Genomic DNA, 21,619 nt, shown 5'->3' with positions numbered 1-21,619 from the left:
CACACTCTTCCCGCTACGCGATGAGTCCCGCATCCCGGAGGAACGTCAGCGCCGCCTGCTGTGGACTCGCGCCGTCGATGTCCACCATCCCGTTGAGCTCGATGATCACCTGCTGGGTGAGCTTGTCCCCGAGCAGCTGCACCAGCCTCTTCAGCTCCGGGTTCTCCTTCGCGGTCTTCTCGCGCAGCGTGAGACCCACCAGTTGCGTCAGGAAGTGGGTCTTGTCGTCCTCAAGGACCTTCAGGCCGAGGGACTTGATGCGGGCGTCCGTGGTGAAGACCTCGGCGAAGTTGCAGGGGCTCTGCTTCGCCACGTTGACGAAGTTCAGTGCGAAGGCGTTCTGGTAGACCTGCGTGGCCGGGATGTGAACGTCGTACACCTTCTGCACCGGGCCGATCTCCCGGTCGAGGAACTCCGCCGCGCCGCATAGCGTGACCTCGCCTGGATGGTCTTTCGCCAGCTGTTTGAGCTGGCTGAGCTTGTCGACCTTGCCGACCGGGCCCTTGGCGTCGCCCGCGCGGGCGATGGCGTACTGGTCGCCGAACTTCGCCGGGCCGAGCCAGGTGATCTCGTTCTGCTTCTCGTCCAGCCGCGCCGTCTCGTCGAACTGCTCCTTCGCCCCTGGCAGAACGCTCGTCTTCTTGAGGAACTCCGACCACCCGGTACCGGCATACTCCCAGTACATGTCGATGTCGCCGCTGAGGAGCGCTTTTCGGACGATCGCCGAACCCGTAAGACCCGTCTGGTCCTTGGTCTTCGCGCCGGCGGCCTGCAGGGCGTAGATCAGGATGTTGCCGAGGACGGTCTGCTCCGTGAACTCCTTCGAGCCGACCGTGAAGCTCTTGCCGGACAGATCGACGGCCTTCGCGATGCTGCCGCCCTTGAGCCGGCCCGCGGAGACGCTCGACGGCAGATCACTGGAGGTGGACGAGCAGCCGGTACAGACCGCAGTGCAGGACAGCACGGCCAGCAGCGCGCCCAGGCGCCTTTGCGGACGGTTCATTGCAGCCCCCGTGGCTTGAGAAGCTCTTCGGCGATCGACGCCGCCCAGTCGACGAGCAGCGCCAGCGCGGCGACCAGCACGCTGCCGGTGAGCAGGACCACATCGCGGCTGGAGCTGATGCCGTTGGAGATGACATCGCCGAGGCCGCCCGCGCCGACGAAAGTGGCCAGTGCCACGGTGCCGACGGTGATCACGAGGGCCGTACGCACACCGGCGAGGATCACCGGGACGGCCAGCGGCAGCTCGATCTGGAGCAGTACCGACCAGCGGGTCATTCCCATGCCCCGCGCCGACTCGATCACCGAGCGGTCGACCTGCTGCAGCCCGGCGATGGTGTTGCGCAGCACAGGCAGGATTCCGTACACGAGGAAAGCGATGACCGCGATCTGGTTGACGCCCAGCGTCTTGAAGCCCACGGCCAGCAGCACGATCAGCCCGAGGGAGGGCAGCGCCTGCCCGATGTTGGCGACGACCAGGATCGGCGAGGCCCAGCGGCGCGCCCAGGGGCGGGTGAGCAGGACGCCGCAGGGCACGGCGATCACCAGGATGAGGGCGGACACGACGATCGTGAGGCCGAGATGCTTCAGGATCCGGTTCGTGAGGTAGTCGGCGTTGAGGCTGCGCTGCTCGATGGAGTCCAGCTCGTGAGCGGAGACGTAGAGGTGGAGCGCGAGCAGCGCGAGGCCGACGACCACCGGCAGGACCGCGTACCGCCCGTATGCGAGCAGCCGCCCGTGGGCGGCGGCGGTCTCGGTCACAGGGGGGCGGGGCTGGGTGATGACCGCCATCTACCGCACCTCCCGGCGGGTGGGCGCTGTCATGGCCCCGGCGCGCTGCGCGTGGATGAGGGTGCGCAGCGAGTCGAGTTCGAGGACGCCGCGGTAGCGGCCGTCGTCGTGGGTGACCACTGCGGCCGCGGCGTTCAGGGTGAGCATCTGGTCAAGCGCCTCGTAGAGGGTGTCGCGCGGGCCGAGCGGGGAGAGCACCGGTATCGCCCTCCCCCAGACTTCGTCCGGGGGGACCCCCATCTCGCTTCGCTCGCCGTCCGCGGGCCGGTCGGTGGGCAGCCAGCCCACGGGGTGCCGTTCGCCGTCGAGTACGAGCAGGAACTCCCGCCCGTTCGCGGCCGCCGCCGCGCTCAGCCGCTCCTCGGCTGAGGCGCCCTCGGCGAGGGTCGGCCAGTCACCGGGTATGTCGACGTCCGCCAGCCGGCTCAGCGAGAGCCGGCGCACCGCGGCGCCGCTGCCGATGAAGCCGGCGACGAAGTCGTTGACGGGCTCGGAAAGGATGCGCTCGGGGGTGTCGTACTGCTCGACCTTGCCGTTGGACGAGAAGATCGCGATCCGGTCGCCCATCTTCACGGCCTCGTCGATGTCATGGGTGACGAAGACGATGGTCTTCTTCAACTCGGCCTGGATGCGCAGGAACTCGTTCTGCAGTGACGCGCGGTTGAGCGGGTCGATGGCGCCGAAGGGCTCGTCCATGAGCATCACCTGCGGGTCGCCGCCGAGTGCGCGGGCGACGCCGACGCGCTGCTGCTCGCCGCCGGAGAGCTGCCTGGGGAAGCGCCGCCGGTACTTGTCCGGGTCGAGGCCGACGAGCGTGAGGAGTTCGTCGACGCGGGCCGCGACGCGGTCCTTGGACCAGCCGAGCATCCGCGGCACGGTCGCGATGTTGTCGGCGACGGAGCGGTGCGGGAAGAGACCGGTCTGCTGGATGGAGTAGCCGATACGGCGGCGCAGCACGTCCGGGTTGCCGTCGGTGACGTCCTTGCCGTCCAGGTGGATGCGCCCGGAGGTGGGCTCGATCAGCCGGTTGATGAGCTTCATCGTGGTCGTCTTGCCACAGCCGGACGGACCGACGAGGACGACGATCTCGCCCGCCGGGATGTCGAGCGTGAGTCCGTCCACGGCGGGAGCGGCCTGTCCGCCGTACGCCTTGGTGAGCTGGTCCAGCCTGATCATCGGCTCGGTCCGGTTCCCGGTCTTCGTCTCGGTCATGCGCTGAGCCCTCTCGATGTCGTGAGTCGCTTCAGCAGCGCGAAGGCCGCGTCGAACAGCACGGCGAGCACGACGATCGCCGCGGCGCCCTCGATAGTCAGATAGATGGCGAAGGGGGTACCGGCCTTGTCGAGGCCCTGCAGGATGAGATTGCCCAGGCCCGGGCCGTTGACGGCGGCGGCGATGGCGGCGATGCCGAGCAGCAGCTGGGCGGCCACGCGCAGCCCGGTCACGATGACCGGCCAGGCAAGCGGCAACTCCACGCCCAGCAGCACCTTGAGCCGGCTCATGCCCATGCCCCGCGCCGATTCCACCACGGCGGGGTCGACTTCACGCAGGCCGACGACCGAATTCCGGATGACGGGCAGCAGCGCGTACATCGTCAGAGCCACGATCGAGGGCCCCGTACCCAGTCCGAGCGGAGTGATGAGCAGGCCGAACAAGGCGTACGAGGGGATCGTGAGGAACACCCCCGCGACCCCCAGAACGGCGGCGCGCGGCAGGCTGGTGCGGTAGACGAGCACCGCCAGGGGCAGGCCCACCGCCACCGCGAGGCCGAGCCCTTCGAGGACGAGCACGGCATGATCCACCGTGGCATCCCGCACATCCGGCCAGTTCCCGGACAGGAAGTCTAAGAAATCCACGGCGCGCTCCTACCCGCCGACCGGACATCCGAACGTCACGAGAAGCTCATCTGCGGATCATCAGCCCATTCATGATGATTCTTCAGGCAAAGTATTCTGCCTCATGTCTGGTCAGTGATTCCTGTGTGTGGGCTGCGTCGCGCGGGACCCAAGGGCCGCGCGTGGCCGGTTCCAGCCGTGAGGTCTATCGTTGGTGTCACCGGCCCGATAGAGCTGTGCAGCGGACCCGCCCCACAATGTGGAGGTACGCCCCGTGGCTGTAAGCCCTGTCACCACCGCATCGGGCAAGACCCGATTCGACGACATCTACGATCAGCCGGACCCTCGCGCCTACGTCCGCCGACTCGGCCCGCTGGAGTACGAGATACCGCACCATGCGCAGGACGTCTTCCGGCGCACCCGTGCCGACCGGTCCGCGGCCGGCGGCACTGACGGCCCTGTCACCGTCCTCGACCTCTGCTGCTCGTACGGCTTCAACGCCGCCCTCCTCAACCACCACGTCACACTGACCGAGCTGTACGCGCACTACACCAGCCCCGAGGCCGACGCCCTCACATCCGCCGAACTCATCGAACACGACAAAGAGTTCTACGCCTCACGGCGCCGGGCGGACGCGGCCCCGGTCATCGGGCTCGACACCGCCGACAACGCCGTCCAGTACGCCCTGGCCGTCGGCCTGCTCGACGAGGCCCATGCCGAGAACCTGGAACACCACCCGCCCAGCCCGCAGTTGCGGCGCGCCGTCGCGGACACCGGCCTGATCACGGTCACCGGGGGCGTGGGCTACATCACCCACCGCACCTTCGAGGCGCTGCTGGGGAGTCAACGGAACCCGTTCTGGGTCAGCGCGTTCGTCCTGCGCACCGTCCCATATCAGCCCGTGATCGCAACTTTGGCAGCCCACGGCCTGACCACCGAGACCGACTCCGCACGAACCTACTCCCAGCGGCTGTTCACCAGCGTGGCGGAACAGCGTCGCGCCGTCGAGCAGGTGCTCCGTGCCGGCGACGACCCCACCGGGCTGGAGGCGGAAGGCCGCTATCACACCCGGCTGTACCAGTCCCGGCCACGCTCCGTATGACTGACGCCCAGGAGTAGGAGCAGCTGACCGGCGGGCTCCACTCCTGCAAGAGCTGGGCCCGCCGACTGGCCGGCAGAGGGGCGGAGCCGGGCGGTTCGGTCTCTTCGGACGCCGTATCGCCTGTATCGCCCGTACCCTTCGTGGTGTCTACGGCGTCACCAGGGGCCTGTGGAGTGACGGCAAGCCAGAGCCGAGGCCGGCTGCGATGCGGCTACTGCGGGGGCCGTAGCTCCGCTCCTCCGGTTGAATACTTCTGTGGAACGGGACTTGGGCTTCGACGAGGACGACCTGCGGGCGCTGGCGGGGCCACGCTCCTTCGAGCGGGGCCGAGGGTATCTGGCCGCCGTGACGGCGGTGGAGGTCGGCGATGGCTGGATCGCGGCCACCGTTTACGGGACGGACGCCTACCAGACGGAGCTGACCATCGAGGGGCCCCACGGTCTTGCCGGGGAGTGCGACTGCCCGTACGGCATGGAGGGCAACTTCTGCAAGCACGTGGTCGCCCTGGGCCTGACCATGCTCGCCAAGCCGGAGGCGGTGCCGCGACAGCGCAGCCGGGCCAGGACTCGTGCCCAGGAGTTGGATGCGTGGCTGGCTTCGCTTTCCAGGGACGAGCTGCTCGCCCTGGTACGGGAACAGGTCGCCGAGGACCGGCAGTTGGTGCGTCGGCTGGAGCTGCGGGCGGCTAGCGCCCGCGGGGACCTGGGCGAGGTCCGCGCCCGGATCTGGGAACTCTTCGACACCCTTCGCACGCTACGGCTACGTGGAGTACGCCGATGCCCACGGCTACGGCGAACAGGCCTCGCAGGCGGTGTCCGCGATCGCCGCGCTGACCGCCGCCCGGCGGCCCGCGGACGCGATCTCCCTGTCCCGGGAGGCGATACGGCTGCTGAGTGAGGCGCAGGATGCGATCGACGACTCCGACGGTCACCTGGGTCGAATCGGGGCCGCGCTCGCCGAAGCCCACCTTGACGCGTGCCGCGCAGCATGCCCCGACTCGGACGAAACCGCGCGTTGGCTGGTCGGCCATCTGCTCAGTGACCTGGACGATCTCACCGGCATCGATCCGCTCGACTATGAGGACGTCCTCGGTGCGCAAGGGATGGGCCGGGTAAGGGAGTTGGCGGCTGCTGCCTGGCGCCGCAACTGCACCGGCTGGGCAGAGAAGTACCTGATGGAACGGCTGGCCAAGGCTGTGGGGGATGTGGACGGATGGGTCGCCGTGCACGCGGCCGATCTCGCCCCGGACGGCAGCACTCACCTGACCGTCGCCCGCGAACTGGACACCGCCGGCCGCCCGGAGGAGGCCCTGCGGTGGGCGGAACGAGGCATTGCGGACACCCCGGACGAGGCCACCCCCGATATCGCCCTGATCGACTACCTCTGCGCCTGTTACACCCGCGCCGACCGGTTCTCCGACATCGTCGCCCTGCGTCGCGTCCAGTTCGCCGCCCACCGTTCCCTGACCGCGTACCAGCAGTTGCGTACCGCGGCACAGGCGAGCACTTCCTGGCAGGCCGAGCGGGAGCAGGCGCTGACGCTGCTGCGTGCCGACGCCGGGCAGCGACAGCAGTTTCGGTACGGCGGCCCGGTCCTCGTCGATGCCCTGCTCGACGACGGGGACGTCGACGCCGCCTGGCAGGCCGCGGCCGAAACACGTGCGCACGAGCGGCAGTGGCTCGCCCTCGCCGACCAGGCCCGCGCCGTCCGTCCTGCCGACGCGCTCGGGGTCTACCTGCGGCTGGCCGAACCGCTCATGAAACAGACGGGCAACGCCGTCTATGAGCAACTGACCGGTCTGTTGCTGAGCATGCGCGACTGCCATCGCCGCCTGGGCACCGAAGATGAGTTCACCGGCTACCTCGCCGCCCTGCGTGCCGGCCAGAAGCGCAAGCGGAACCTGATGCGGTTCCTCGACCAGAACGGCCGGTGACCCTGCCGAAAAATCGGTGGCGCACGAATGTGCGCGCCTCTAGGGTGAGGTCCGCTTCACGCAGTGGCTGTTGGCCGCTGCCGTCTGCTGAGTGAGGAACGGGAGGTGTGACCGATGGCTGTCTCTGTGATGGGCGCTGCCCGCAACCAGAAGTTCATCCACTCCACCTCCGTGGTCACCGGCTGATCCTTCCTGCTTCTTCGCGCCTGCGAGTGCGCGCGGCCGGGGCCGCCCTGTGAAGGGTTCCTCTTGAATCTCTCTACTCATTCGGCTTCTTCCGCTTCGTCGCACCCTCTGGCCCAGTACGGCTGGGACGAGGGATGGGAAGCGGAGTTCGCCCCGTACGCCGAGCAGGATCTCCTGCCCGGCCGTGTCGTACGTGTCGACCGCGGCCAGTGCGACGTCGTCACCCCCGTCGGCACTGTCCGTGCCGACACCGAGTTCGTCGTTCCCCGCGACCCGATGAAGGTGGTGTGCACGGGGGACTGGGTCGCTGTCGACCCCGAGGGCAGCGACCCGCTGTATGTTCGGACGCTGCTGCCACGCCGTACCGCCTTCGTGCGCTCGACGTCGTCCAAGCGTTCTGAGGGCCAGGTGCTGGCCACTAACATCGATCACGTCGTCATCTGTGTGTCGCTCGCGGTCGAACTCGACCTCGGGCGCATCGAGCGGTTCCTGGCCCTCGCCATGTCCGACTCGGGTGGTGAGGCACCGCTGCATACGTCGGCACTCTCCTGGGAGTCGGGCGCGCAACCTGTCGTGGTGCTCACCAAGGCCGACCTCGTGCCGGACGCGGTCACGCTCTCGCATCTCGTCCAGGACGTGGAGAAGACCGCGCCGGGTGTGCCGGTGCTGTCGGTCAGCGCGGTGGACGGGGACGGACTCGACGTCCTCGTCGCGGTCGTCTCCGGCGGTACGTCCGTGCTGCTCGGGCAGTCCGGCGCGGGCAAGTCGACGCTCGCGAACGCGCTGCTCGGCGAGGACGTGATGGAGGTCCAGGCCGCGCGCGACGTCGACGGCAAGGGCCGCCACACCACCACCACGCGCAACCTGCTCGCCCTGCCGGGCGGCGGGGTACTGATCGACACCCCGGGGCTGCGGGGCGTCGGCCTGTGGGACGCCGAGGCCGGGGTCGGCCAGGTCTTCTCGGAGATCGAGGAACTGGCCGGGCGGTGCCGCTTCCAGGACTGTGCCCACGAGAGTGAGCCGGGGTGTGCGGTGCGCTCCGCTGTCGACGCGGGTGAGCTGCCCGAGCGGCGGTTGGAGAGCTACCGGAAGCTGATGCGGGAGAACCGGTGGATCGTGGCCAAGACCGATGCGCGCCTCAGGGCCGAGATCAAGAAGGACTGGAAGCGGAAGGGGGCGGAGGGGCGCGCGGCGATGGAGGCGAAGCGGGGGAAGCGGCGTTAGCGCCGACTGGGGTGCGTGGTCTGCGGGCCGGCGGCTGCGGGTTCGTCGTGGCTGGTCGCGCAGTTCCCCGCGCCCCTTGAGGGGCGTTGGAGTGCTGTGTCCGATTTCCGCTAGCGACTTCCCCGGTCACGGCGGAGACTGGACACCGTGATGGACGAAGACAGCAGGTACGAGGCGGTGCGCAGCCGGGATGCCCGGTTCGACGGCGAGTTCTTCTTCGCTGTCGAGACGACCGGGATCTACTGCCGTCCCAGCTGCCCCGCAGTCACGCCGAAGCGGCGTAACGTGCGGTTCTTCGCGACGGCCGCCGCCGCGCAGGGCTCGGGTTTCCGGGCCTGCCGGCGGTGCCGGCCGGATGCCGTGCCGGGGTCCGCCGAGTGGAATGTGCGGGCCGATGTCGTCGGGCGGGCGATGCGGCTGATCGGCGACGGGATCGTCGACCGGGAGGGCGTCGCCGGGCTCGCCGCGCGGCTCGGCTACAGCGCCCGGCAGGTGCAGCGGCAGCTCACCACCGAGCTGGGCGCCGGGCCGGTCGCGCTGGCCCGGGCGCAGCGGGCGCACACCGCGCGTGTGCTCCTGCAGACCACCGGGCTGGCGATCACGGAAATCGGATTCGCCGCCGGGTTCGCCAGCGTGAGGCAGTTCAACGACACGATCCGGGAGGTGTACGCGTCGACCCCGACCGAGCTGCGGGCCGCCGCACCGAAGGGCGGCCGTGGCGACCGGCTCACGGGCACTCCAACCGCCGGGATCCCGCTGCGGCTCGCGTACCGGGGGACGTACCAGGCGGGCCTCGTCTTCGACCTGCTGGAGCGCGAGGCCGTGCCCGGTGTCGAGGACGTCAGCGGGCCGGCCGGGCGCCGGACGTACCGCCGCACCCTGCGGCTGCCGCACGGCACCGGCATCGTGGCGGTGCAGGAGCGGATGGGCGTCGTGCGGAAGCGGGCGCCCGCGGGTGACCACATCGCTCCCGGCCCGAGCGCGCCAGGACCTCTGGCCGCCCCTGCTTCCCGACTCCGCGCCACACCCGCCTCGGCGACCCACCCCGGTGGCTGGCTCGACGCCCGTCTGCACCTCACCGACCCGCGCGACCTGACCACCGCCGTGCAGCGGCTTCGGCGGCTGTTCGACCTCGACGCCGATCCGTACGCCGTCGACGAGCGGCTCGGCGACGATTCCCGGCTCGGACCCATGGTCGCCGTGCGGCCGGGGCTGCGGTCGCCCGGGGCCGCCGACGCGGAGGAGCTGGCCGTGCGGGCAGTGGTCGGGTCGGTGGAGGCCGAGCGGCTGGTGCGCCGGTACGGCAAGGCTCTGGACGCGCCCTGCGGCAGCCTCACCCATCTGTTTCCCGAGGCGGCCGTTCTCGCCGGGGCCGAGCCCCACGGGCCGCTGGGCGCGCTCACCGCCGCCCTCGCCGACGGTGCCCTACGCCTGGACCCGGGCGCCGACCGGGACGAGGCACACCGTGCGCTGCTCGACCTGCCCGGCCTGGATGCCCGTACCGTCGCCGTCATCCGTACCCGTGCCCTCGGCGACCCGGACGTCGCCCCGCCCGACACCCCCGACAGCTGGCGCCCCTGGCGCTCCTACGCCTTGCAACACCTGCGTGCAGCAGGGGAGTTGGAGTAATCATGACCACCCCGAACCCGGCCCTGACCACTGTCCCCGCCCCGACCGCTTCCCCGACCCACTGGACCGAGGTCGACAGCCCCGTCGGCCCCCTCCTGCTCACCGCCGACCCCACCACCGGCGCCCTGACCTCCCTGTCCGTGCCGGGCCAGAAGGGCGGCCGTACCGTCCAGGACGGCTGGCGGCGCGACCCCGCACTCTTCCGTGCGGCGCAGGAGCAGCTCGGTGCCTACTTCGCCGGTGAACTCAAGGAATTCCAGCTGAAGTTGCGCACAGCCGGCAGTGAGTTCCGGGAGAGGGTCTGGGCCGCTCTCGACTCCGTTCCCTACGGCGCCACCACGACGTACGGCGAGATCGCCGCGCGGATCGGTGCCTCCCGTGCCGCCGTAAGGGCCGTCGGCGGCGCGATCGGCGCCAACCCGCTGCTGATCGTCCGCCCGTGCCACCGGGTGATCGGCGCCGACGGGTCGCTGACCGGGTACGCGGGCGGCCTGGAGCGCAAGATGCGGCTGCTCACGCTGGAGGGCAGGCTCTAGTCCGCCTCCAGCCCCCAGCTGTGGACCCACCGCGGACGGATGCGGATGACCTCCTCGCTGAAGTGCGGGCCCAGCTCGTGCGGGCCCGTGAGGAGCTCCGCGTCCCCGCGGATCTCGATGCCGCGCACCCGCCACGGCCGTACGCTGACGAGATCGTCGACGACCAGGGCGAGTTTCGGGTTGGTCCGCAGATTGCGCCACTTCTTGGTGGTGCCCATGGCGAGGCCGCCGATCAGGATCGTCCCGTCGTCCTGTGGGAAGAAGCCGACCGGGTTGGCCTGCGGCTGGCCCGCCGGGTCCACGGTCGCCAGCCGCCCCAGCCGCTGCGACCTCAGGTATGCCCGTTCCGCCTCGCTGAATTCGGTCATACGGCCAGCGAAACACTCCCGTCCCGCCGGCGCATCGGCTGCTCGCCCTAGGGCCACGGGCCTACTCCGAGCGCACCGGCTGATCCGCGGGGAGCCCCCAGCGCGGGGCCTCCTCGTTCGGCTGCACGGGCGCGATCGTCAGGTCCGGCCGGTCGCCGTGCGCCGTGATCAGCGCCGAGTCGCCCTTGCGCAGGGCGATGCGGATCGCGCCCTCGCCGGCGGCGGCCCAGCCCAGCGGGCGGCCCCGTCCGTCCCGTACCTCGACCGGCCCGGTGATGCCGTGCCGGACGACGCACGGTGCACCCGCCTCGCTGACCAGCCGCACCCAGCGGGTGACCCCGCCCTCACGGACCGCCGAGAGCAGGAAGGCGCCCTGCGTGCGGAACTCGTGCACGGTCAGGTCGGCCCAGGCGTCCGGCAGTGCGGGGAAGACCCGGATCACGCCGCCCCAGGACTGGCAGATCATGTCGTGCAGGGACTGTGCCGCCGACAGCGGTGTCTCGATGACGGGGCCCGACTCCTTGTACATGGTGTTGGGCTGGACGAAGCGGGACATCAGCTCGCCCAGGTACGTCAGCGCGTCCTCGCCCTTGCCGAGCAGCGCGGACATCGACGCGGCGCCGGTGAAGGTGTAGCCCTGCAGGGCGCCCTCGAAGCCGACCCAGTGCGCCAACGACCGCTCGATCAGGGCCCGTTCGTCGGCCGTGCTGCCGGTCAGCTCGTACAACGGGTACACCGCGAGCAGATGCGAGTAGTGGCGGTGCGACTTCGCGAAGGGGATGTCCGCGCCGATCATGAAGCCGTTCGCGTCGGTCGGGTACGGCGCCCGCCGGGCCAGCACGTCACGCCAGCGCGGTGCCGCCTCGTCCTCGACGCCGAGGAGTTCGGCCGCGTCGAGCAGGGTGCGGCAGCCCCAGGTGAGCAGCATCAGGTCGTAGTTGCAGTCCCGTGAGTTGCCGCCGTACTCCGGGGAGGACGTGGCCGGCAGGTGCAGTCTGCCGTCCGGGCCCGGCTCCAGGAAGTGCAGGTAGTAGTTGATCGCCTTGCGGAGCAGGGGGTACAGGACGTCCCTGAGGATCGACTCGTCCATGGTGTGGCGGTAGCTGAGCCACACGTTGTGCAGGGCCCAGGTGAGGTTGCCGACCTCGGGCGTCGGCGGCTCCTGGCCGGGGATGCCGACGCCGTAGCCGGTGAGGGGACCGTCGGCGCCGTTGATCAGGTGGGGGTCCGTGGTGCGCGGGATGCCCAGGGAGTCGGCGCGGTACGGGGCCGCCGTCTCCTTGGCCAGGTTGTCCCGGAACTCGCTCAGCGACCGGGTGATCGCGTCTAGTTCGAGGTGGTTGGAGCCGTGGATCAGCCAGTACTCCAGCTGGGCGTTCAGGTTCCACCAGGTGTTGGGCCACGGGGTGGGCTCCAGCCAGGGGCCGCTCGTCGCCATCACGGGGGCGTCGCGGCGGGCGGCGGAGGCGGTCTTGTAGAGCTGGATCCAGTAGAAGCGCTGCATCCGCGCGTCGGGGAGGGAGAGGAAGCTCTTGCGGTAGAAGGCGTGCCACCGGGCCCGGTGCGTCAGCGCCAGCGCGGAGTAGGGCAGCGCGCTCGTGCGGCGTACGGCCTTGAGTGCCCGGTCCAGAGCCGTCGTCCCGGGGTGGGAGTGCGCCACATGGACGTACAGCGTCCGTGCCCGGCCGGCGCTCCGCACCCGCCACGCCGTCGCGTGTTGCCCACCCGCCAGGAGGGGCTGTACGGCCGCCCACACGCCGTCGTGCTCGGCGACCTCGGCGGGCGGATTGCCCCGGTAGCCCTCGGGGAGTGGTTTGAAGGCCGCCCGGGGGCTGATCGCGTCCGCGGGGTGGAACACCCACCGGAAGTCGCGCTCACCCGCGCTCGGCGTCACCTCGACGGCCAGCACCGAGCGGTCGGTGTGCACGAGGGCCCGCAGGGTGAGCGTGCCTTTGTCCGTGGTGAGCGTCCCGGTCAACTCCGCGTCGCGCAGGCCGAGCCGCCAGTCCAGGCCGGTGATCGTGCCCACCGGCTCCAGCGTGAAGTGGCCGATCGGGAGGCGGGCCAGCCCGAACAGCGAGCCGAACTCGGGGCGGTGGTCCTGCACCTCGGAGTGCTGGACGTTGAAGCGCACAGCGCGGGTGCCGCCGTTCGCCCCGGCGCCCGGCTCGGCGTAGATGCCCGAGCCGAGGAAGCCGTTGCCGAGGAAGGGGCCCTCGTACCAGGCCGTCGGCATCCGCTGCCAGACGAGGTCGGCGTCGTCGAGGACGGTGCGCCAGGGGTCGGAGGGGGCCGCACCGCCGGCTGCGCCGGCCTGTGCGGGCAGGCCGCCTGCGAGGAGGGTCCCGCCGAGGGCGGATCCGGTGGCGAGCACGGTACGTCTGGACGGGCTCGGCATCACGCCTCCATCTGTACGGCGATTCATCAGAACCCCGATTCATCGGAGCTATCCCGCGACGCAACGTAGAGAAGGGGATGTCGACCCGTCAATATGGCGGGAGAGGCCCGATGTATCAGACACCCGATGTATCAGCCCCAGATCACCGCGCCGAGCCACGCCCCCGCGATCAGCTGGCAGGTGAACAGCTCCGCCAGCACGCTCGAACCGCCCGCACGCATCGCCGTCCGCAGCGCGGCCCGCGCTTCGCCGTGGCGGCCCAGCCGGAGCCGTTCCCCCAGGTAGATGCCGGCCATGAAGCCGGGGATCGAACCGAGCACGGGGATCAGGAAGAAGCCCAGGAACGATCCCGCTCCGGCGTAGACCACGATGCGACGGCCGGCCCAGTTCGGGCGCAGTCGGCGGGGCGGGAGTGCCCAGCGCACCACCTGGGAGAGGAGCAGCATGACGGTGGCCCCCACGAGCACCCACCACGCGACCGGCTGGGGGTCCTTCAGCGCCCACCACATGACCGCGGCCCACACCAGCCACGACCCCGGCACGCCGGGTACCAGCACTCCGCAGAGGCCGAGCAGGAGGACCAGGCCGACCAGCAGAAGGTCCCACACTCCCATCTGACCAGACTGCCGGAGCCCGGGAGAAAGCGCAGATCAGCCTGGCCGGCGTGGGTGCGCCACCGTCACCCTTGCCCGTGCCTGGATGCCTGTCACCCCTGTCACCCCTGCCCGTACCCGGGCACCCGTCACCCCTGCCGCTCCCGCGCCACCCACCCCCGCTCGTACGCGTGCCACCCCAGCTGCAGTCGCGTCGTCACCCCGTTCAGCTCCATCAGCCGCTTCACCCGGCGCTGTACGGTCCGCAGCCCCAGGTCCAGCTGTTTGGCCACGCTCGCGTCGGTCAGGCCGGCGAGCAGCAGGGAGAGCACCTCCAGGTCGGTGTCGTCGGGGCCGTCCGGCTGCTGCTCGGTGACGCCGGACGTGCCGAGGCGTACCGGCAGCGCCTCCCGCCACACCGACTCGAACAGCCCGGAGAGCAGCTCCAGCAGCCCGCTCGCGTGGACGACCAGCGCGGCCGGCTCCGCGGTGTGCGAGCTCAGCGGCACCAGGGCGAGCGTGCGGTCGGCGATCACCAGCTTGGTCGGCACCTGCTCGACGACCCGCACCTGCTCCTCGCGGCCGAGGGCGGCGGACAGCTCGGTGATGCCGTGCGGCTGGTCGAGGACCGAGCGCTCCAGGACCACCCGGTAGCGGACGCCGCGATGGGCGGCCTGCTCCTCCGCCTCGTTCTCGACACCGGTGACGGCGACGGGGTTGCCGGTGACCAGCGCGCACACCTCCTCGCTCGCCCCGAGCTGGAGCTGGAGGAAGCGCTGCGACACGGCGGCCGCACCGATCACCACCTCGACCAGGTCGTGCACGGCCGGTTCGGCGACCCCCGCCCGGTACTCCTCGGCGAGCAACGCGGCCGCCAGCTCCGCCTTCTCCAGCTCGTGCCGCTGCTGGGTGAGCAGCGCGCCCAGCGCCACCCCGGGCGGCGCGGCGACCCAGCGCCCGGGCCGGGCCGAGGACTGCGCCGCGAGACCGTGCCGTTCCAGGCGGCGCAGGGCGCGCTCGGTGTCGTACTCGCCGAGCGTCAGCCGGCGCGCGAGATCGGGTACGTCGGCGGCGCCCACGGACACCAGGGCGCGGTACGCCGACTCGTGTGTCTCGTCGAGACCTATCGCTCCCAGCATCGGGCCGCGCCCTCCCCGAAAGAACATCCGGCACATCCGCAAAAAGAACACCGGCGTTCGGGCCGTGGCGGAAAACGGCCACGGCGCAAAACCGCCTTCGCACATCATCGCCGTACCACCCGCCACTCTGCCAAGGTGACGCCACCGCAGCATCAACCACCGCCCGCTTTGCCCGACTTGGGCCTTCCTGGCCTGCGCTTTCGCGCCCGTCGGCAGGCGGCAGCAAGGAAGAGGGCGATCTTGGGGAGAGCGATATCGCGTACGGCCACGGGTGCGGCGACCGCCGCGATCCTGGCCGTGACGACAGCCGTACCCACGCATGCGGCCACCGCCGTAGCCGCGCACCCGGCGACCGACGGCCCGAGGCAGCTGACCGGCGACCGGGCCACCCCCGGCGCCGGTTCAGGCTCCGTCGTCACCCTCGTCACCGGCGACCGCGTCCTCGTCACCCGCGACGGGGCCGTCGCACTGCCCGGCGAGGACGGCACGACGCCCTTCACGCAGACCCGCCGCTCCGGCGACGATCTGTACGTCTACCCTGCGGGCGCGGTCGAGGCGATCGCCGCCGGCCGCGTCGACGAGGAGCTCTTCAACGTCACGGGCCTGATCCGCCAGGGCTACGACGACGCCCACCGCACGACGCTCCCGCTGATCGCCACGTACGACCGCTCCGTCGCCCGAGCCGTCCCGCCCGCCCCGCGCGGAGCCGACCGCGGTCTCGTCCTCGACCCGATCGACGGTGTGGCCCTGGAGGCCGACAAGAAGAAGGCCGCCGACTTCTGGGCCGACGTCACGAGCCCCCGCTCCCGCGCGGCCGGCGACCTGAAGAAGCTGTGGCTCGACGCCAAGGTCCGGGCCACCCTCGACCGTTCGACCCGCCAGGTGCACGCTCCCGAGGCCTGGGCCGCCGGTTACGACGGCAAGGGCGCCAAGGTCGCCGTCCTGGACACCGGTGCCGATGCCGAACATCCCGACCTCAAGGGCCGCATCACCGCCTCGAAGAACTTCACCGACTCCCCGGACGCCGACGACCACGACGGCCACGGCACCCACACCACCTCCACCGTCGGCGGCACGGGCGCCGCGAGCGACGGCAGGAAGAAGGGCGTCGCACCCGGTGCCGACCTCCTGCACGGCAAGGTCCTCAACGACTACGGCCAGGGCGAGACCTCGTGGATCATCGCCGGCATGCAGTGGGCCGTCGACCAGGGCGCCGACGTCGTCTCGATGAGCCTCGGCAACCCGGCCCGCACCGACTGCACCGACCCGATGGCCCAGGCCACGGAGGAGCTCGCCAGATCGAGCGAAAACACCCTTTTCGTCATCGCGGCGGGCAACACCGGCCCCGGCAACAACACGATCTCGTCCCCGGGTTGCGCCCCGAGCGTCCTCACCGTCGGTGCCGTCGACCGCGACGACTCCACGGCCTCCTTCTCCAGCCGCGGCCCGGCGTACGGCTCGCACACCCTCAAGCCGGAGATCGCCGCACCGGGCGTCGGCATCTCCGCCGCGCAGGCCGGCGGACGTGGCGTGTACGCCTACCGGTCCATGAGCGGTACATCGATGGCGACCCCGCACGTCGCGGGCGCGGCGGCCATCGTCAAGCAACGTCACCCGGCGTGGAATGCCCGGCAGATCAAGGCGGCGCTCGTCTCCTCCGCCGACACGGACATCCCCGGCGACGCCCGCGCCACAGGTGGCGGACGCCTCGACGTCCGCGCCGCGATCGGGCAGCAGGTGCTGGGCGCACCCGCGCTCCGGACCGGCACCTTCAACTGGCCCCAGGACGCGAGCGACCGCACGACGGTCGCCGTGCCCTACACCAACACCACGGACAGGGCGGTGGAGCTGAAGCTGTCGGTGCCCGCCGTAACCGGCAACGACGGCTCCACCGTCCGCTCGTCGATCGCCCGCCTCGGTGCCCGCTCGGTCACCGTTCCGGCGGGCGGGACGGTCGAGGTCCCGCTGCGGATCGACCCGACGGCGACGCTCACGCGGGCCCAGCACGGCGACGTCACGGGCCGCGTCCTCGCCACCGCCAAGGACGGCCGCACGGTCTCGACCCCTTCGCGCTCTACGTCCAGCCGGAGACCGTCACCCTGCGCGTGAAGCTGATCGACCGCCTCGGCAAGCCCGCCGACGGCGCCTCCTCCGTCGACCTGATCGGCACCGATGACGCGGCCGGCGAGCGCCGCTTCAACGAGGGCGCCGCGGACCAGACGTACCGGATCCGCCCGGGCGCCTACTTCCTCTCCAGCTTCATCACCACCACCGGGACCCAGGACACGCTCCTGGACTCCCTCACCTACCTCGGCCGTCCGCAGCTGGAGATCCGCGACGACACGACCGTCGTCCTCGACGCCCGCAAGGCCCACCGGCTGAACATCAGGACGGACCGGCCGACCGAACTCCGCGGTGCCACACTCGGGTTCGCCCGCAGCTGGGACGACACCTGGCTGCACGCGGGCACGGCGGCCGGCGGGCGCGTACTGCGCGGCTATTACGCCTCCGTCACGGGCAGGGCGGCCGAAGGGGACTTCGAGTTCGACAGCTTCTGGCGCGCGGCGGCCCCACAGATCACCGAACTCGCCGTCGAGGGCGGCCGGTCGCTGCACCCGACGACCGCGTCCTTCAACTCGGCCAACCTCGACGGCACGGGCCGGGCGCCGCTGTTCGACGCCAAGTCCGGTACGGAGGAGGAGCTTTCGGGAGCGGCGGGAAAGATCGCGCTCGTCGGGATCCCGGACGGCGGGAGCGCCCACGAGGTCGCCAGGCGAGCGAAGGAGGCCGGTGCGGTGGCGGTCCTCGTCCACCGTGACGCCCTCGGCCGCTGGTACCCGTCGGCCGGCTTCACCGGCGGCCCGCTGCCGGTCCTCGCCGTCCCGGCCGAGGAGGCGAAGGCGCTGCTCGCGGCCGGGGACGTGACCCTGCGCTGGAAGGCCACCGCCAAGAGCCCGTACGTGTACAACCTCGCCTTCCCGGAGCAGGGCCCGATCGGCGGCGACCGCACCTATCGCGTCCGGGACCGGGACCTGGCGGCGACGACGGCGACGTACCACTCGATGGCGTCCGCCGCCACCGACCACATCGACCTGACGGCCATGACCCGCCCGAACGGACTGAGCGGCTACTTCGCCGGGCTGGAGACGGTCCCCGCGCCCTTCACCCGCACCGAGTACCACTCGCCGGGCACGACCGGCTGGGAGCACGAGGTGTCCAGCAGCTTCCCCTGGGGCGAGTTCATGATCGACCCCATGCGGACGTACCGGAAGGGGGAGCGGCGGACCGAGGAGTGGTACGGCGGTGTCCTCGCCCCCGCCACCCCGCTCGACGGCAGCGGCCGGCCCGCCCTCGCCGCCGAACGGCAGGGCAACCTGATCGGCGTGGCACCCGGCTTCTGGGGCGACGGTCAGCACCAGGGCGTTCAGGGGAGCTTCGGCGACATCGGCGGCATGACGCTGCGGCGCGGCGGCGAGTCGATCGGTGAAAGTCCCTACCCGTTCGGGGTGTTCACCGTCCCGCCCGACGCGTCGACATACGAACTCACCCTGAACACCGCGAAGATCGGCCCTCCGGCCGCGGCCTGGAAGCGCTCCACGAGCACGACGACGACCTGGACCTTCCGCTCGGCCCTGGACGAGGACGCGTACTCGCAGGGCATACCGATGCTCTTTCCGCGGTACGCGCTTCCGGAGAACGGCCTGAAGACGCTCCCCGCCGAGGACGGACAGGAGATCGCGCTCACGGCGACCGGCCATGAGGGCTACGAGCCCGGGGAGCTGGCACGGGCCCAACTCGCTTATTCCTACGACGAAGGCGGTACCTGGACCGAGGCACGGACGGCACGTCAGGACGACGGGACCTGGACCGCGAAGGTGAATCACAGCGGAGCGACAGGAAAGCCGGTCACACTCAAAACCGTCCTGACCGACACGAACGGAACCTCGGTCACCCAGATCGTGACCCGGGCCTACGACGTGCGCTGAGGCGCGCGAAGGGGATCCGGGCCCGGGTCACCCGACAGTCGCCGGGCGGTTCTCCCGTGGGGGGTGGGACCGCCCGGCGACCTGTTTCACGTCCCGTTCCGTCACTTGTCTCGCACGAGTGTTCAACACGTCACTCGACCACGCCTTTCGAGGCGGCTCACCGGGTCGGATTTTCCGGATGCCCCGTTTTCATACGGGCCGTGCGGTGGACAATTGAGGGCATGAGCCAGCAGGGGGGAAAGGCCACCGGTCACGAGGACGACTGGTGGGGGCAGTTGTACGGTGACTTCACCGATGACACGGGCCCGACCAAGGCGCCCGACACACTGGACGACCGGTTCGCCTCGGCGGCGGGAGTGTCGGGGACCGGCGCCGGCGCCCCGGTTCCGGCTCCGCGGGCCGGCACGGATGCCGTGGCGGGTCCTCCGGGTCCGGGTCCGTCGACCTTCCCCGCGGGCCTGCCGAAACCGCCGGGATTCACCGTGGAGGAGCCCCGGGAGCGGGCGGCGCCGACGACCGGCGACGAGCCCCGCACAGCGACCCAGGTGGACCTCCCCACCCACCCCCGACCGCCCTCGACTACGTGGGCGACGGCCCTCCCACCTACGCCCCCGAACCCACCGCCCTGCCACCCGCGGACCCCGACGACCTCGACGACCTGGTCGCCGACACCGTCCTCGACGGCGCCCGCTATGGCGTTTCCACCCTGCGGGCCGTGTCCCTGCGCGGCGACTCCGCCCGTTACCGGGGCGAACCCCGCCGCGACTCCCTCCTCACCGCCCGCTTCGGCACCGGCGAACACGCCCTGATCCTGGTGGCGATGGCCACCGGCGCCCGCGCCACCCCGGGCGCGCACCGCGCCGCCGCCGAGGCATGCCACTGGATCGGCCGGGCCGTCGGCCGCAGTCACGGGCGGCTCGCGGACGACATAAGGGCCGCCAGGCGCGGCGACCTGAAGTCCGGCCTGCACCGCCTCACCGACCGCAGCCTCGGCAAACTCCGCGCCAGCGCCGCCGAACAGGGCATCGAAGCCGAGGAGTACGCGGCGACCCTGCGCTGCCTCCTCCTCCCCGCCGACCCCGAGTGCCGGACCCGGGTCTTCTTCGGAGTCGGTGCGGGCGGACTCTTCCGCCTGCGGGACGGCGCATGGCAGGACATCGAACCCCGCGTCACCGACGTCACCGGCGAACCCGTCGTCGGCTTCGGCTCGCTCCCCGCCGAAACCCCCGAGGGCGACCGCCTCACCATGGACCTCGGCATCACCACGCCCCCGAGCCCCTACGACCCCGCCCCCGAAGCGCCCCGCGAACCCTTCCGCTTCCGCGCGTCCGTGGCCCGCCCCGGAGACACCCTCCTCATGTGCACCGGCGGCCTCGCCGACCCGCTGCGCGGCGAGCCCGAACTCGCCGCCCACCTCACCGGCCGGTGGTCCGCTCCAGAACCGCCCGGCCTCGCCGAGTTCCTCGCCGACACCCAGGTCCGGGTCAAGGGGTACGCCGACGACCGTACGGCGGCGGCCGTCTGGGAGGCCTGACGGCGGCTTCGGCTACGGCCGGTACGTCACCCACGAGCGGGCCGAGGTGTCGTACACGTACATGGGCAGCTCCTTGATGCCCGTCGTGCGGAAGGGGCGGCCGTGGTCGTCGATGCGGACCGTGCCGGTGCGGCCCTGGGAGGACCAGTCCAGCTCCAGGTACCAGCTGCAGTCGCAGTTCTCCGTCCGCGCGTCGATCAGCAGCACCTCCGGGTCCTCGGCGGACACGCGGTACGGCAGGCGCATGGCCGGGATCGTGACGCCCGTGTCGTTGCCGTCGGCCGGGCGGGCGATGGGGCGGTCCTTGTCCAGGTCGACGTCGAAGTAGCGAGGCGTCAGCGCTCCGCCGCAGCCCTGGTCCATGGTGTAGACGGTGCCTCCGGAAGGCGCCGAGCGGCCGACGACGCGCACCCTCAGGGACTTCAGGACGACGGCCGTGGAGGTCTTGCCCTGCACGGAGATCTCGACCATCGTCTGCTCCCCGTGCACCGCGCTCTGCGAGCCCGCCCACACCTCGGCATCCTGCGGCGCGGGAGGCGGCGGTACCTGGCTGGGCGGCCTGGCGACGACGTAGTCATGGCCGCAGCCGGCCTGCCACACATGGGAGTTGGCGCTCCAGGTGAGCGGCACCCCGGCCTGGGGCTGCTGCCGGCCGGCTTCCTTCGAGGGGCTGCCGGTGGACGGAGTGGGCTTCGGCGAGGACTTCTGCGAGGCGTCGGCCGACGGTGACGGTGTGGTGGGGGAGGGGCTCGGCGAGGTCGTCGACTTCGGGTGGGGAGCGCCCGTCGGCGTCGTACGGGCCGGATCGGTGCCCTGGACGGAGTCGCTCGCGCGGGGACGGTCGTCGTCCGGCAGAGCGGAGAGGCTGCCGAGCGTGGCGAGCAGCGCCGTCGCCACGGCCGCCGAGACCAGCAGGCGCCGGCGGCGGTACCAGGGGTGGCAGGGAGGGGTGCCGGCCGGTTTCGGGTCCGCGGTGAGCAGCCCCGTCGGCTCCTCGGCCGTTTCCGCGGGGGAGTCGTCCGCTGCGGAAGAGGCGCTGTCCGTCGTGGCGGAAGCCGCCGAACGGGACCGCTGCCGTGCCGCCACCGCCAGGATCCACAGCCGGTGCAGCTCCAGCCGCTCCTGTGACGTCGCCCCGCACAGCGTGGCGAAGCGTTCCACGGGGGCGAAGTCGACCGGGACCGCGTCGCCGGCGCAGTAGCGGTGCAGCGTGGAGGTGTTCATGTTCAGGCGGCGGGCCAGCTGACCGTAGCTGCGGTCGGTGCGGTCCTTCAGGCGGCTGAGCAACGCCGCGAACTCCTGGACGTCGTCCTGTGCTGCCGACACCGTTCCCCCGTGTCCTCACCCGTCCCGGGACGGCATCCC

At 71.3% G+C, this 21,619-nt stretch carries 13 protein-coding genes and 3 pseudogenes; 7 read left to right on the top strand and 9 right to left on the bottom strand.

The features are described 5' to 3' along the window. Nucleotides 1-13: 13 nt before the first annotated feature. From OHO27_RS08250 to OHO27_RS08235, 4 genes are read right to left on the bottom strand one after another with little or no spacing between them, the layout of a single operon-like run. Nucleotides 14-1,003, bottom strand: a complete 990-nt coding sequence (locus tag OHO27_RS08250) for a glycine betaine ABC transporter substrate-binding protein (RefSeq protein ID WP_328421782.1) — start codon at nucleotides 1,001-1,003, stop codon at nucleotides 14-16. Further along, a complete protein-coding gene (locus OHO27_RS08245) occupies nucleotides 1,000-1,791 on the bottom strand; it encodes an ABC transporter permease (RefSeq protein WP_328421780.1) in 792 nt (263 codons plus the stop codon). Before OHO27_RS08245 ends, OHO27_RS08250 begins: the two co-directional genes overlap by 4 nt. Further along, nucleotides 1,792-3,003, bottom strand: coding sequence for an ABC transporter ATP-binding protein (locus OHO27_RS08240; RefSeq protein WP_328421778.1), 1,212 nt, complete (start codon nucleotides 3,001-3,003; stop codon nucleotides 1,792-1,794). It abuts the gene before it with no gap. Next, nucleotides 3,000-3,647 (bottom strand): ABC transporter permease, encoded by a 648-nt coding sequence (locus tag OHO27_RS08235; RefSeq protein ID WP_328421776.1) that lies wholly within the window; start codon nucleotides 3,645-3,647, stop codon nucleotides 3,000-3,002. Before OHO27_RS08235 ends, OHO27_RS08240 begins: the two co-directional genes overlap by 4 nt. A 253-nt stretch (nucleotides 3,648-3,900) precedes the next feature. On the opposite strand from OHO27_RS08235, the gene OHO27_RS08230 reads away from it, so the two are divergent. The 5 genes and pseudogenes from OHO27_RS08230 to OHO27_RS08210 all read left to right on the top strand — a co-directional run bounded on the left by OHO27_RS08230 (nucleotide 3,901) and on the right by OHO27_RS08210 (nucleotide 10,236). After that, complete coding sequence (locus OHO27_RS08230; RefSeq protein WP_328421774.1) at nucleotides 3,901-4,728, top strand: hypothetical protein; 828 nt, start codon at nucleotides 3,901-3,903, stop codon at nucleotides 4,726-4,728. 267 nt (nucleotides 4,729-4,995) lie between these two features. Next, a pseudogene (locus OHO27_RS08225) lies at nucleotides 4,996-6,661 on the top strand (SWIM zinc finger family protein). Nucleotides 6,662-6,910: 249 nt separating this feature from the next. Continuing rightward, a complete protein-coding gene (rsgA, locus tag OHO27_RS08220; protein WP_328421772.1) occupies nucleotides 6,911-8,071 on the top strand; it encodes a ribosome small subunit-dependent GTPase A in 1,161 nt (386 codons plus the stop codon). 150 nt (nucleotides 8,072-8,221) lie between these two features. Then, on the top strand, nucleotides 8,222-9,700 hold the full coding sequence (locus tag OHO27_RS08215) for a DNA-3-methyladenine glycosylase 2 family protein (protein WP_328430380.1): 1,479 nt from the start codon (nucleotides 8,222-8,224) through the stop codon (nucleotides 9,698-9,700). A gap of 2 nt (nucleotides 9,701-9,702) precedes the next feature. Further along, complete coding sequence (locus OHO27_RS08210) at nucleotides 9,703-10,236, top strand: methylated-DNA--[protein]-cysteine S-methyltransferase (RefSeq protein WP_328421770.1); 534 nt, start codon at nucleotides 9,703-9,705, stop codon at nucleotides 10,234-10,236. On the opposite strand, the gene OHO27_RS08205 is transcribed toward OHO27_RS08210, so the two are convergent. The 4 genes from OHO27_RS08205 to OHO27_RS08190 form a co-directional block, all read right to left on the bottom strand. Beyond that, nucleotides 10,233-10,604 carry a PPOX class F420-dependent oxidoreductase gene (locus OHO27_RS08205; RefSeq protein ID WP_328421768.1) on the bottom strand — a complete coding sequence of 124 codons (372 nt, stop codon included), beginning with the start codon at nucleotides 10,602-10,604 and terminating at the stop codon, nucleotides 10,233-10,235. The genes OHO27_RS08210 and OHO27_RS08205 overlap by 4 nt on opposite strands. Before the next feature lie 61 nt (nucleotides 10,605-10,665). Then, nucleotides 10,666-13,002, bottom strand: coding sequence for a glycosyl hydrolase family 95 catalytic domain-containing protein (locus OHO27_RS08200; protein WP_328421766.1), 2,337 nt, complete (start codon nucleotides 13,000-13,002; stop codon nucleotides 10,666-10,668). A gap of 131 nt (nucleotides 13,003-13,133) precedes the next feature. Beyond that, nucleotides 13,134-13,616, bottom strand: a complete 483-nt coding sequence (locus OHO27_RS08195) for a DUF456 domain-containing protein (protein ID WP_328421764.1) — start codon at nucleotides 13,614-13,616, stop codon at nucleotides 13,134-13,136. 128 nt (nucleotides 13,617-13,744) lie between these two features. Continuing rightward, complete coding sequence (locus OHO27_RS08190; protein WP_328421761.1) at nucleotides 13,745-14,734, bottom strand: helix-turn-helix transcriptional regulator; 990 nt, start codon at nucleotides 14,732-14,734, stop codon at nucleotides 13,745-13,747. A 240-nt stretch (nucleotides 14,735-14,974) separates the two neighbouring features. Between OHO27_RS08190 and OHO27_RS08185 the strand changes: the two are divergent. Both OHO27_RS08185 and OHO27_RS08180 read left to right on the top strand, forming a co-directional pair. Then, a pseudogene (locus tag OHO27_RS08185) lies at nucleotides 14,975-18,720 on the top strand (S8 family serine peptidase). A 221-nt stretch (nucleotides 18,721-18,941) separates the two neighbouring features. Next, nucleotides 18,942-20,254, top strand: a pseudogene (locus OHO27_RS08180) (protein phosphatase 2C domain-containing protein). Between the two features lie 12 nt (nucleotides 20,255-20,266). On the opposite strand, the gene OHO27_RS08175 reads toward OHO27_RS08180, so the two are convergent. Then, nucleotides 20,267-21,580, bottom strand: a complete 1,314-nt coding sequence (locus tag OHO27_RS08175; protein ID WP_328421757.1) for a helix-turn-helix domain-containing protein — start codon at nucleotides 21,578-21,580, stop codon at nucleotides 20,267-20,269. Nucleotides 21,581-21,619 lie beyond the last annotated feature (39 nt).

The sequence above is a fragment of the Streptomyces sp. NBC_00443 genome (genome assembly GCF_036014175.1).
Classification (GTDB): Bacteria; Actinomycetota; Actinomycetes; order Streptomycetales; family Streptomycetaceae; genus Streptomyces.
The sequence above is the reverse complement of the archived record's forward strand: the minus strand, read 5'-3'. Positions and strand labels throughout refer to the sequence as shown.

Bases quoted from the DNA above. Each gene is read 5' to 3' on its own strand.
- OHO27_RS08240 (WP_328421778.1), bottom strand. From the start codon at position 3,003: ATGACCGAGACGAAGACCGGGAACCGGACCGAGCCGATGATCAGGCTG.
- OHO27_RS08195 (WP_328421764.1), bottom strand. From the start codon at position 13,616: ATGGGAGTGTGGGACCTTCTGCTGGTCGGCCTGGTCCTCCTGCTCGGC.
- OHO27_RS08210 (WP_328421770.1), top strand. From the start codon at position 9,703: ATGACCACCCCGAACCCGGCCCTGACCACTGTCCCCGCCCCGACCGCT.
- OHO27_RS08250 (WP_328421782.1), bottom strand. From the start codon at position 1,003: ATGAACCGTCCGCAAAGGCGCCTGGGCGCGCTGCTGGCCGTGCTGTCC.
- OHO27_RS08200 (WP_328421766.1), bottom strand. From the start codon at position 13,002: ATGCCGAGCCCGTCCAGACGTACCGTGCTCGCCACCGGATCCGCCCTC.
- OHO27_RS08245 (WP_328421780.1), bottom strand. From the start codon at position 1,791: ATGGCGGTCATCACCCAGCCCCGCCCCCCTGTGACCGAGACCGCCGCC.
- OHO27_RS08205 (WP_328421768.1), bottom strand. From the start codon at position 10,604: ATGACCGAATTCAGCGAGGCGGAACGGGCATACCTGAGGTCGCAGCGG.
- OHO27_RS08215 (WP_328430380.1), top strand. From the start codon at position 8,222: ATGGACGAAGACAGCAGGTACGAGGCGGTGCGCAGCCGGGATGCCCGG.
- OHO27_RS08190 (WP_328421761.1), bottom strand. From the start codon at position 14,734: ATGCTGGGAGCGATAGGTCTCGACGAGACACACGAGTCGGCGTACCGC.